We start from the raw sequence: 11,944 nt of genomic DNA on the forward strand, positions 1-11,944 counted from the left end.
TTTCGGTTTTCCATGTTGAAGCATCGCCGCCCGTTTGGGGCTTTCCAACCGTCCCACCGTTGCCTGCCCATGGTCGCAGCACCTTTGGCCTTGATGCTGGCGAGCGCGCCGGTGTCGGCCCAGCAGGTCATCCTCAGTGGCGACGTCGATCCTTCCGATCCGACTGTTATCACCAGCGGCGACGATCTTGAGATCGGCCGCACCGGCATCGGCGCCCTGACCATCCACAATGGCGGCACGCTGACCAACAGGCAGGGCTCGGTCGGCAGCGATATCGGCGGCAATGGCACTGTTATCGTCAGCGGGCACGATGGCGCGGGCAACGCCTCGACCTGGACCAACACGGATTTTCTCACTGTCGGCGATCAGGGCAGCGGCACCCTGGACATTCTCGATGGCGGGGTGGTGACCGATAGCGGCGGCTTTGTCGGAAATGAGGCTGGCAGCACCGGTTCGGTTACGGTTTCCGGCCAGGGCTCATGGTGGAACAATCTCGGTGACGTCGTCATCGGCCAGTCTGGCGACGGAACGCTCGATGTTCTCTCCGGCGGGCGCGTCAGCAGCGCGTCGGGCTATGTCGGCGCAAGCCCCGGCAGCGTCGGTGTCGTCACCGTGTCGGGCGACGATGGCCAGGGCAACGCCTCGACCTGGACGCATCAGAACGACCTCAATGTCGGCTATGAGGGCAGCGGCACGTTGAACGTTGCCCATGGCGGCCGCGTCGTAACCACAGGCCGTATCAACATCGGCACTTACGGCCAGGGCGAAATTGCCATCTCCGACGGCGCCACCGTCTCGAGCCACGACGCGATCATCGGCGTCGGCGGATATGGCGAGGCGCTGCTGACATCGGCCGGGTCCTGGACCATGACCGACCAGCTTACGGTCGGCCTGGGCGCCCAGGGCGTCCTGCGGATCGAGGGCGGCGCCCGTGTGAGCAGCAACCAGGGTTATGTCGGCGCCAATGCCGGTGGCGACGGCTCCGTCACCGTCACAGGTGCGGGGTCGAGCTGGGAGATGACCGGCTCCAATCTCACCTTGGGCAATTACGGCGTCGGCGCCATGACCATCGCAGACGGCGCCCGGGTTTTTGCGCGGAGCGGCGTCTATCTCGGCATGTCGGATGCGACGGCAAGCGGCACGCTTGACGTGCTGGGCACACCAGGTGCCCGCGGGGTAGTGGAAACCAGCGGCTTCCGGGGCGGCATCGGCACGGCACATGTCACCCTGGATGGCGGCATCATCCGCGCCATCGCCGATAACGCGACCTTCTTCCGCAACTACGGCGCTCAACAGATCAGCCTTGGCACAGCCGGCGGCATCATCGACACCAATGGCCACGATATCGGCATCGCCCCCGAAATGACCGGCGCGGGCGGCCTGACCAAGGATGGCCTGGGTAGGCTGACGCTGAACGGCGCCAACAGCTATGCCGGCGGCACGACGGTTGCGTCAGGCGTGCTGGCCGCGGGCGCTGCCAATGTCTTCAGTGCCGGGTCGGCGCATATGGTCCTCGGCGGCTCAACGCTTGCGCTCAACGGCTTCGACCAGTCTGTCGGATCGCTGAACAATGCCGGACGGGTGACGTTCGGCGGCACACCGGGCACGACGCTGACTGTTGCCAGCGACTATACCGGTTATGGCGGCGTGCTCGAGATCGCCACCGAACTCGGCACCGACACCGCGCCGACGGACCTGCTCGTCATCACAGGCAACAGCATTGGCGGCAGCGGCACAACGCTGGTCAGCGTCATCAATGTCGGCGGCACGGGTGGCCTGACCACCGCCGACGGCATCCGCGTCATCCGGGTCGATGGCATCTCCGATGCGGGTGCCTTCGCGCTCGCCGGGCCGGCCATCGCCGGCGCCTATCGTTATGGCCTTTACCACAACGGCATTGCCGACCCCGCCGATGGCGACTGGTATCTGCGCTCGTCCGGCCTGGCGCCGACCTTGCCTGTCTACGAGACCTATCCGCAGCTGCTGCTCGGCATGGTCGAGCTGCCCACCCTCAAGCAGCGCGTCGGCGCCCGCTACGACACGGAGCTGGACGGTGCCGCGCCGATCGGCGGCGTGGCTCCAGGCCCCATCTGGGCGCGCATCGAGGGCGCGCATGGCCGCGTCGAGTCAGCCAGTTCGCGCAGCGGCGGCACAGGCTTCGACACCACAGGCACGCTGTTGCAGGCCGGCCTCGACGGCCAGCTGGCGGCCAGCGCCCAGGGCATGTGGATCGGCGGGCTGACCGTGCAATATGGCCGCGCCGGCGCCGACATCTTCTCCGGCATCGGCGACGGATCCACCGCCACCACCAGCTACGGCATCGGCGCGACGCTGAGCTGGTTTGGCGAGAACGGCTTTTATGTCGACGGACAAGTGCAGATGGCCCTGTTGCGCAGCGACCTGGATGCCGCCGGCATCGGCAGGGTCGGCGACGACATTAACGGCAGCGGCCAATCGCTCAGCCTGGAGGCCGGCCGGAATATCGCGCTCGGCGACGGCTGGTCGCTGACGCCGCAGGCGCAGCTTGCCTGGTCGTCGGTCGACTTCGACAGCTTCACCGACCGGTTCGGCGCTGTCGTCTCGCTCAAGGACGGCGACAGCCTGAAGGGCCGCATCGGCATTGCCGCCAACCATGAAGCGGCCGCAACGCAGCTCCACGGCATCGCCAACCTGACCTACGCGTTCCTCGACGGCACAAGCGTGCTGGTCTCAGGCCTCGACACGTCTTTTGCGACGCAGCGTTTCGGCGCCGAACTCGGCTTGGGCGCAACCTATCGCTGGGCCGGCGGCGCCCTGCACGGCGAGGCGCTGGCCTCCACCAGCTTCGCCGGCAGCTATGGCGTCAAGGGAACGGTGGGCTTTGCGATGAGTTTTTGAGCGGCCAACGGCTGGGTCAAAGCTTTGGCCAGGTGATTGCACATGACGGCGCCAAGGCCTGCCGGCGAAGCGGACTGTCGGGCTGTCTTCAGCAACAGCCCGCCGGCCGCCCCGGACGCAACCAGGCACCCGAAGGCACGCTGGTCACCAGCTCAGCCGGCACACCGCTCAACAATCTCGTCCAGCTCGCACCGATCTACATCACCTTCAACCCTGGCGAGACCGAGCTGGCCGAGATCCAGCAGGCCTTTGCCAGCGGCACCGTCGAGACCGAGGTCATCATCCCCGGCGCCGACAGTGCGCCGCGTCAGGGCAAGCTGACCTTCATCGACAATGCCGTTGCGCGCAACACCGGCACGATTGCCGCCCGCGCGACGATCGACAACCTCGATCTGTCGCTACTACCAGGCCAATATGTCCGCATCCGCCTGCACATCAGGCAACTGCCCAACGCCCTGATGGTGCCGCAGACGGCACTCGGCTCCAGCCAGTTCGGCAAATATGTCTATGTCGTCGGCAAGGACAACCTCGTCGAACAACGCGTCGTCGCCCTCGGCCCCACCGACGGCGATCTGGTGACGCTGACGTCAGGCATCAAGGAAGGCGACAGGATCATCTCCGGCAATTTGCGGAAGATTTTTCCAGGCGCAGCGGTGCAGCCGCTTGATGGCGGCGGCGGGTAAGCGGGCTGCATTTGTGCCTGGCCTCGTCTTCCCCCTCCTGACCAAGGTTCCCCGCGGACATCCGGTGCGATGACCTAAGAGATTGATACCCTCGTCAGTCGCCGGCGGCCCAGGCGCCCCTCCTGTCTGACAGCGCCTGAATCCGCTAACAGGGTCGGTTGGACGCCAAAAAACTTTATGCTTGAATTATATCTTCATCTGTGGAATGTATACAATCAATTGGTATTATTGTCGACAATACGGCGTTGCCGGAGCGGGATACCCGCACAGTAGCGCCCGGGCATCCTGCTCGGGTGGTCAAGTTAGATCGCTTCGGTTTTGGCAGCCCATTCCGGGCCCATTCCGGGCCCATTCCGGGCCCATTCCGGGGATGTAGAGGACTTCACAATGCAGCTGACGGAGAAATACGATGACCCGGAAGCTCTTCGCGAAGATCGGCACCGCCGGGCCGGAGGGTTGACGACGCATTTCGCGGAGGCCGGTGTCCTCAGCGTTACTGACAATCACTACTATCTGGATGATGCGCTCCTTGAGCAGGGCTTCGAGCATGAGAATGGATGCGTGGTCGCGACAAAGACAGCGCTGCAAGTCATCGAGGTCCGCGATGGCAGGATCGTTGCCGTGCTCGCGAAGGGTGCCGCTCTGAACGCGGGGCTGCCGCGCTATTCGGCGCGCGGCGCGCTGATGCTACCCGCATTTCACGACATGCATGTCCATCTGGACAAGACGTTCTACGGTGGTCCGTGGCGGGCGCCCTTGCCGCGCCGGGGTGCCACGATCTTCGACATGATCGCTCGCGAGGCGGCGTTGCTGCCCGAACTGCTGCGGACATCCCGCGAGCGCGCGGAGGCGGTCATCGACCTGCTTCTGTCACAGGGCACAACCAGAGCCCGATGCCACTGCAACATTGATCCAATCAGTGGGCTGAAAAGCCTCGAGCACCTTAAGCTCGCGCTGGAAAACCGCAGCGAGTCCTTATCCTGCGATATCGTGGCTTTCCCCCAGCACGGTCTGCTCCGCTCCGGGGTCGAGGGCCTGATGCGGGAAGCGGCTGGAATGGGCGTCGACTTCATTGGGGGGCTGGATCCGACCGTCGTGGACGGCGCGATGGAAAAGTCGCTCGACACCATGTTCCAGATCGCCCTGGATCATGACAAGGCTGTTGACATCCACCTTCACGAGATGGCCCCTGCGGGTGTCGACGCGATCCGCTATATGATCGAAACGATCGAGCGGACACCCCAGCTGAAGAACCGGCTGAGCCTCAGCCATGCCGTTGCGCTCGCCACCCTTTCGCCGGAGGAGCTCGAAGAGCTCGCCAGCCGCATGGCCGCCCAAGGGGTGACCGTGGTCTCGGCCATTCCGATTTGGGCCCCCGCCATGCCATTACCCCAGCTTCGCGGGTTCGGCGTCAAGCTGATGTCAGGCACGGATAGCGTGATGGACCACTGGTCTGCCTTCGGCACGGGCGACATGCTTGAGAAAGCCAACCTCTGGGCCAGACTTTATCGCAACGGCGACGAGTTCGGCCTGAGCCGTGCCATGGCGATCGCGTCCGGCGACATTCTTCCTTTGGCTGACGACGGCAGCCGCGCATGGCCCAGCCCCGGTGATCCAGCCGAGTTCGTCCTGGTTGCCGGCAGTTGCTCTGCTGAGGCCGTCGCCCGGCGGTCGCCCCGTCTTGCGACATTCCACAAGGGCAGACTGGTGTTCGGCACGGTGGACAAGGGCTAGGGCCCGATATTTCGGTATCGCGGCCGGTTTGTTGGCACCATCTCTTACGCATGTTGAGCGTCGTCAGCTAGCAACGCCGGCGCTGGATACACTTCCATGACAGCGTAGCTCCAGTGCGGACGACATCCACTCGAGAAGTTCGCGGACCGGGCCGGTCTGCTCCCAGGAATAGACGGAGACAGCAATCGCGGGCTCGGTACCGAATGGCACGTAGCTCCGGACCCGTCGACCCTGCGTGGTGGCGAGGGGCAGGAGCGTGATGCCGAAGCCTGCCTCCACAGCTACAAGGATGTTTGGAAGGCTGCTGCTCGAAAAAGCGACGTACCAACGCCGCCGCTCCCGCTCAATGCGCTCGAACATTTGGTCTCGATAAAGGCCGCCCGGGGAGAAGACCACAAGTGGCATCGGGTCCGGCCAGTCGTGGTCGGCGTCCAGCGCTTCAAACCAGCCCATCGGCTCGGGGAAGGACGCGCGAACGTCTGCACTCGGCGCGGGCTCCTTGACGACGGCGATGTCGAACTCGCCATCCCGAAAGCGCTGGGTAAGATCGCGGCTCAGGCCGGAAGTCACGTCCATCCTGATCTCGCGGCGCCCACGCGCGAAGTCGCGGAACAGCGCAGCCATCGAGCCATCGAAAATGTCCTCGGCCAGCCCAATGCGGATGGCCGTCAAGCCTGTGGGATCACCAAGTGCTGCCTGAGCCTCTTGCTGCAGCGTGAGGATACGCCGGGCGTAGCCCTGGAGTCGCTCGCCCGAAGCGGTGGCACAGATCGGTCTCGCATCCCGGTCCACCAGCGCATGTCCGACACTGGCCTCCAGTCGGGCAATCTGCTGACTGATCGTGGATTGCGTCAGGTGCAGGTGCTCAGCCGCACGCGTGAAGCTCCCGGTATCGAGGATGCCGACGAAGGCGCGCAGCAATCGTGGATCAAACAAGCAAAGCCTCCATGTCAATTACGAACGTGAATGGATACCATTGGTCTATTTAATTTCAAAATACCCTAATATTAGGCTACTGAAAATAGCCACTCGCATCAGCCTTGGTCATCTCAACAGGATGGACTGCCATCAGTAGCCAACGTTCAACGCAGGACTTCCAGGCCCTCACCGCGCATGTCGCCGTGAGGACGAGATCAACACCAGGCCCTCAAGCTGACTGAGCCGCGCTAAAAACCAGACCGACATGTGGCCGGAGGAGGCCACGGGTCTGGTCGACCTGACAACCCGAACGGAGGAGAAAAATAGTGTCATCAAACTACTCTTGGAAGCACCGTATCCACATGGCGATGGGGGCGGCAGTAGCCAGTCTGACCCTGCTCGGTGTCACCGCCTACAGCCCGGCCGCCATTGCACAGAGTAAATTCGATGCAGCTGCGCCGCTGGCAAATTTGGTGCCGCAAAAGTACCAGGAGAAGGGCGTGCTCACGGTAGCCACCCAGCCCGACTTCGAGCCGGCGAATTTCACCCCGATCGGCGAGTCGGGCATCAAGGGCTACAACGTCGATCTCATGGAGGCGATGGCGGCTAAGCTCGGCTTGCCAGTCCAGTGGGACAAAGTCCCCTTCGACCAGATCCTTATCGGCATGCAGAGCAAGAAGTTCGATGCCGCCATCGCGGGCATGACCGACCGTAAGAACCGTCAGGAAAAGGTCGACTTCATCGACTATCAGTTGGCCGGCTCGGTGTTCATGCTCGCCAAGGGCAATCCCAAGGGAATAACTGGCGCGGTGAATGGCGGCTGCGGCATTACAATCGGGGACGTTAAGGGCAGCGACGCGAAGCGTCTGGTTGACCTGATGGCAGCGGCCTGCATCGCCGACGGCAAAGAGCCGACGAAGCTGGTCTCGTACCCCAACAGCAGCGACAAGAACCTCGCCCTTACCTCTGGCCGTATCGACGCGATGGTTTGGCCTGACATGGCGGTTTCCGTCATCATGCGCGAGACCGGAGACATGCTTGAGCACATGCCGATTGAATTCGAGCCGAAGGTCTACCTGGGGATCACCTTCAACAAGGACGAGGCGGCACTGCGCGACGGCTTCGTTGCGGCGCTCAAGGCTATTCACGAAGACGGCACGTACGACAAGATCCTGGCCAAGTGGAAGGTCGAGGTCATCAACCTCGAAGACTTCGGGGTCAACCTGGCGAAGGACTGATTTTGATGTCGAATCTCAACAGCAAGCGACCCGGTCAAGACCGGGTCGGCCCGGCCGTCATGCACTTTGTGCGGCGGCCGGGCGAGGAGCCCGCGACTCAGGACGCGCCGTTTCACGCCAAGCAACGGACGAGGTACGGCCAGATCGTCAGCGCCCTGATTGTCATCGCGCTGCTATCGATGTTCGCTGCTTCCCAGGCAACGAACCCAAACATGGAGTGGGGTGTCTCCGCGGCATTCTTGTTCCACCCGGTCATTCTTGGCGGTGTCGGCGTAACGCTTCAACTGGCCGTGCTCGCGATGCTGATCTCCATAGTGCTCGCATTGTTCATCGCACTGATGATCCAGAGCCAAAACAAGGTCGCAAGCGTCATCGGGCGCGTCTACGTCTGGTTCTTCCGGGGCGTCCCGATGCTCGTGCAGGTGCTGCTATGGTATAATCTTGCGGTGCTTTTCCCAACAATCTTCGGCTACAGCACAAATAACCTCATCTCCGGATTCTCGGCGGGCTTGATCGCGTTGTCGCTGGCCGAATCTGGCTACATGGCGGAGATCATCCGCGGCGGCATGATATCGGTGCCAGCGGGCCAGATCGATGCTGGGATGAGCCTGGGGCTCACCCGCGGCCAGGCGCTGTTGCGGATCGTTCTGCCACAGAGCATCCGCGTCATCATCCCACCCACGGGCAATCAGTTCATCGGGATGCTCAAGGCGACGTCGCTTGTTTCCGTTATCGGCGGCAGCGACCTGCTGACCAGGACGCAGCTCATCTACGGTCAGAACTTCAAGATCCTGCCGCTGCTGATCGTTGCGGTGCTTTGGTATCTGATCCTGGTCACGGTGGCCAGTATCGGACAGCACTTCCTGGAAAAGCGGTTCAATGCCAGCCAGCCCGGCTCGCGACAGGCGCGTAAAAACAGGCAGCGTCCTGGCAACGCGCAAACGATTGTCGCGGTGAGTGGAGTACGGACGTGATGAACACTGCAACGACGAACACGATGCTCAAAGTCGAGGGCGTCAACAAATGGCTCGGCGAAAACCATGTCCTGCGCGGCGTGGACTTGGCGATCCGAAAGGGCGAGATCGTGTGCGTCCTGGGGCCCTCCGGCTCGGGCAAGAGCACACTACTACGCTGCATCAACCATCTGGACCCGGTCGACGGCGGTGTGATCGAGGTGGCGGGCGAGCGCATTGGATACGAGCTTCGAGGCGATGTGCTGTACGAGCAAGATGAGCGGACGATCGCGAAGGCGCGCCAACACATCGGGATGGTGTTTCAGCACTTCAATCTATTCGGCAACATGACTGCTCTGGGCAACATCATCTACGGCCCGGTGAAAATCCTGAAGCATCCGCGCAAAGAAAGTGTCGACAAGGCGCGGAATCTCCTCGCCCTCGTGGGGATGTCCGATCGTGCGGACGCGTTTCCGAGTCAACTCTCAGGTGGCCAGCAGCAGCGCGTGGCAATCGCCCGGGCGCTGGCGATGGAGCCGCGGCTGATGATGTTCGACGAACCGACCAGCGCACTGGACCCTGAGCTCGTCGGCGAGGTGCTCACCACCATGCGCAAAGTGGCCGAGGAGGGCATGACCATGCTCGTCGTCACACACGAGATTGGTTTCGCCCGCGAGGTCGCCGACCGAGTGGTGTTCATGGATCAAGGACGCGTCCTTGAGGATGGGCCAGCTCGCGACGTACTCGACAACCCCAAGCACGAGCGCACAGCGGCGTTCCTACGCCGAGTCCACTGAGTTTCGGCCCAGCCCGGACACACGACTACAACTCAAGGACTAACATCATGAAAGACAAGAGTTACGCGCTGTCCAACGTACGTCCGTGGGGCGCCGATCCAGTGGACATCCTCATCGAGGGTGACCGGATTGCCGGTGTGCGTCCGACCACCAGGACTGATGCAGGCGATGTCGATGGAGGCGGCCTGCTCGCCATGCCGGGTTTCGTCAACACCCACGCACATATCGACAAGAGTTGGTGGGGCAAGCCTTGGGTTGGTTACACATACTCCGACCGTCCAACTGTAGAAGGCTGGATCGCCAATGAGCGCGCCCAGCGCGACAAGTATGGCGTACCGAATGTGGCATCGAGCGCTGCAGTGCTGCGCCAATTCATCCGGAACGGCACGACGGCGACCCGCACCCATATCGACGTTGATCTGGATGTCGGCCTGCGTGGACTGGAGTGTGTCGAGGCTGCGAAGGCCGAGCTTGGCGATGCCATCCAGGTCGAGACTGTCGCTTTCCCGCAGGACGGCGTGCTGCGTCGCCCCGGCGTGATGCAACTGCTCGACGAGGCTGCGAAAGCTGGCGCCGACAACATCGGCGGCCTCGATCCGGGCACGATCGACGGCAATGTCGAGGCTGTGCTGGACGGCCTTTTCGACATCGCCGTGAAGCGCGACGTCGGGCTCGACTTCCATCTACACGAGTTCGGCTCTCTTGGTGTGTACGAGTTTCGGCAGGTCATGCGGCGCACGATCGATGCCGGCCTGCAGGGACGCGTCACCATCTCGCACGGTTTCGTGCTCGGCACGCTGCCCCAGAACGTCCAGGAGGAGATCGTCGAAAAGCTCGCGGAAGCGGGTGTCTCGTGGACGACGGTTGCAATGGGCGGGACGGCGCCTCTCCCCTGGCAGCAGATGCGGCAACGGTCAGTGCCCCTCGGTCTTGGCACCGATGGCATCCGCGATTTGTGGTCGCCCTTCGGCGACGGCGACATGCTGCGTGTTGCGCATCAGTTCGCGCGGTTGAGCGGGCTGCGCCACGACGACAAGCTTCTTGCCGCGGTGGAGCTGGCGACCAAGGGCGGTGCGCATTTCGTCGGACGTGATGTGCATGACCTCGTCGCGGGATCGCGAGCCGACATCGTGCTGGTCGACGCCGAGAATGTCTCTGATGCGCTCATCCGTTGTCCTCCGCGCAAGCTAGTGATCTCGGGCGGACGCATTATTGCCCGCGACGGTGACGTGCTGGTCTGAGCACCCTCGCATTCCGGCGTCTGAGCATCGACGGCTTGCAACGTGACTGGAACAGGCCGCGCTGGCATCCCGTGAGAGCTGGCGCGGTCCGAGCCTGTGAAAGCCAGGAGAGCTTTCAATGCCCTTCTTAAGGCAGGGCATTGACACAATGCTGGCGCTTCGCGAATTACATCGCAAGCGGAGCTTTTTCTCCAAAAGCTGGGAATACCACGCCAGAACAGGGAGCGATCATCGTGCTTGACCTACAGGCGGATATCATCCGGACCCTTGGGGTGGCTCCAGTTTTCGACGCCGCCGGGGAAACCGAGCGGCGCATCACATTTCTGGCCGACTATCTCAAAGCATCCGCGATGCGCGCCTATGTGCTTGGGATCAGCGGAGGTGTTGACTCCTTGACCGCGGCGATGCTTGCACAGGCGGCCGTGCGACGCCTGCGCGACCACGGTCACGAGGCGCAGTTTATCGCTGTGCGCTTGCCATATGGCATCCAGGCCGATGAAGCCGACGCGCAGACGGCGCTCGAAGTGATTTGCCCCGACCGCACGGTGACGATCAACATCAGGCCGGCCGTCGACGCCATGTTGGCGGAAGTCCGTCGTGAGGCGGGTGACCTCTTCGAGTTGGCGCGGCTGGATTTTCATCTGGGCAACATCAAGGCCCGCCAGCGCATGATTGCGCAGTATGCGCTGGCCGGCGCCGTGCGCGGCTTGGTGATCGGGACTGATCATGCAGCAGAGGCGTTGATGGGCTTCTTCACCAAATTCGGCGATGGCGCGGCCGATATCCTGCCGCTCTCAGGTCTCACAAAGCGGCGCGTGCGTGCGATCTCCGCACGTCTTGGCGCGCCGCAGGAACTGATCGACAAGGTGCCCACCGCTGACCTTGAATCCGATGCGCCGCTACGGCCGGATGAAGAGGTGTATGGCGTAACATACGACAACATCGACGACTTTCTGGAAGGCAAATCGGTTACGGAACCAGCCCGCCAGCGAATCCTCACGGCGCATGTGGCAACAGCGCACAAACGTGCCTTGCCGGTCACCCCAGAGTAGGCGCTGAACCGCCCAGCACTTCGATCACGCCGGGCAACGTTACCGGCATTGCTAGACCAAGCGGCCCGTCTCGTAGCGTCAGCAGACGCGTGATAAGGCTTTCCACGGCCTAGCCGTCGGCCAGCGGAGAAGGCGTCGTCGGCATAAAAGATGCTGGCGACCTGCCCGACAGCGGAGGAGCAGAAGTCGTTGGTCTTCTGCTGGTGGAAGCTGATGGCGGTGCACACAGCACGGCAGGACCACACATGTTCCCGGTTCGCATCGCCAGACTACAATTCGCGCTGGGGAGCGAACAATGAGTGATTGGACGATGAGTGCCGACGGCTCGTACTCCTTCGTGGCGCTCGTTGTTCGCCGCTTGTCACGCGCCTGAAGGTCAACTTTCGCACAATCCCCGCGAAGAGCCGCCAATCCGCTCCCTGCCCCAAAGCCGCCCCGACCGCTCCGCCCC

At 62.9% G+C, this 11,944-nt stretch carries 9 protein-coding genes; 8 read left to right on the forward strand and 1 reads right to left on the reverse strand.

The window, feature by feature from the left end; genetic code table 11:
• Nucleotides 1–69 precede the first annotated feature (69 nt).
• The 3 genes from IHE39_RS29865 to IHE39_RS29875 all read left to right on the forward strand — a co-directional run bounded on the left by IHE39_RS29865 (nucleotide 70) and on the right by IHE39_RS29875 (nucleotide 5,294).
• Complete coding sequence (locus IHE39_RS29865; RefSeq protein WP_192569089.1) at nucleotides 70–2,877, forward strand: autotransporter family protein; 2,808 nt, start codon at nucleotides 70–72, stop codon at nucleotides 2,875–2,877.
• 32 nt (nucleotides 2,878–2,909) lie between these two features.
• A complete protein-coding gene (locus IHE39_RS29870; protein ID WP_343070143.1) occupies nucleotides 2,910–3,560 on the forward strand; it encodes an efflux RND transporter periplasmic adaptor subunit in 651 nt (216 codons plus the stop codon).
• Between the two features lie 387 nt (nucleotides 3,561–3,947).
• On the forward strand, nucleotides 3,948–5,294 hold the full coding sequence (locus IHE39_RS29875; protein WP_192569090.1) for an amidohydrolase family protein: 1,347 nt from the start codon (nucleotides 3,948–3,950) through the stop codon (nucleotides 5,292–5,294).
• 63 nt (nucleotides 5,295–5,357) lie between these two features.
• Here IHE39_RS29875 and IHE39_RS29880 read toward each other — a convergent pair whose 3' ends face one another.
• Nucleotides 5,358–6,230: a LysR family transcriptional regulator gene (locus IHE39_RS29880; RefSeq protein WP_184773031.1), complete on the reverse strand. Its 873-nt coding sequence runs from the start codon at nucleotides 6,228–6,230 to the stop codon at nucleotides 5,358–5,360.
• Nucleotides 6,231–6,574: 344 nt separating this feature from the next.
• Here IHE39_RS29880 and IHE39_RS29885 point away from each other — a divergent pair, with 344 nt between their 5' ends.
• The 5 genes from IHE39_RS29885 to nadE all read left to right on the forward strand — a co-directional run bounded on the left by IHE39_RS29885 (nucleotide 6,575) and on the right by nadE (nucleotide 11,493).
• Nucleotides 6,575–7,450, forward strand: a complete 876-nt coding sequence (locus IHE39_RS29885; protein ID WP_184773029.1) for an ABC transporter substrate-binding protein — start codon at nucleotides 6,575–6,577, stop codon at nucleotides 7,448–7,450.
• A 5-nt stretch (nucleotides 7,451–7,455) separates the two neighbouring features.
• A complete protein-coding gene (locus tag IHE39_RS29890) occupies nucleotides 7,456–8,424 on the forward strand; it encodes an amino acid ABC transporter permease (protein WP_184773027.1) in 969 nt (322 codons plus the stop codon).
• Nucleotides 8,424–9,200 (forward strand): amino acid ABC transporter ATP-binding protein, encoded by a 777-nt coding sequence (locus IHE39_RS29895; protein ID WP_281399425.1) that lies wholly within the window; start codon nucleotides 8,424–8,426, stop codon nucleotides 9,198–9,200. Before IHE39_RS29890 ends, IHE39_RS29895 begins: the two co-directional genes overlap by 1 nt.
• Before the next feature lie 47 nt (nucleotides 9,201–9,247).
• Nucleotides 9,248–10,441: an amidohydrolase gene (locus IHE39_RS29900; protein WP_192569091.1), complete on the forward strand. Its 1,194-nt coding sequence runs from the start codon at nucleotides 9,248–9,250 to the stop codon at nucleotides 10,439–10,441.
• 230 nt (nucleotides 10,442–10,671) lie between these two features.
• Nucleotides 10,672–11,493 carry an NAD(+) synthase gene (nadE, locus tag IHE39_RS29905; protein ID WP_343070145.1) on the forward strand — a complete coding sequence of 274 codons (822 nt, stop codon included), beginning with the start codon at nucleotides 10,672–10,674 and terminating at the stop codon, nucleotides 11,491–11,493.
• Nucleotides 11,494–11,944: the final 451 nt, after the last annotated feature.

The organism is Aminobacter carboxidus (assembly GCF_014863355.1).
Lineage (GTDB): Bacteria > Pseudomonadota > Alphaproteobacteria > Rhizobiales > Rhizobiaceae > Aminobacter > Aminobacter carboxidus.